General features: G+C 55.9%; 1 pseudogene. It reads left to right on the forward strand.

Annotated elements, in window-relative coordinates:
* Window positions 1-295: pseudogene (locus tag FS806_RS25475) on the forward strand (IS1380 family transposase); the annotation flags it as partial.

Genomic DNA, 295 nt, shown 5'->3' on the forward strand with positions numbered 1-295 from the left:
GGTATCGACCGCTTTCCTGACGAAAGCACCTTCCGCGGCTTCTTGAGCAAGCTCTCCTGGAGCCACTTGATTCAGCTTGTCGCCTTAAACCGGGATTTGCTGGCTCGCCATGCTCGGATGGGTGAAAAGCGTCTGGTCTGGATCGACATCGACGATACAGTCATCACGCTATTCGGTGAACAAGAAGGCGCAACAAACGGCTACAATCCGCGTTACCACGGACGCCCCTCGTACAAAATCCGGGTTGCCTTCATCGCCGGAAGCGGCGAGCTCATCCACTTGCAAGTGAATCCCG

The organism is Paenibacillus sp. 32O-W (assembly GCF_007679495.1).
Classification (GTDB): Bacteria; Bacillota; Bacilli; order Paenibacillales; family NBRC-103111; genus Paenibacillus_L; species Paenibacillus_L residui.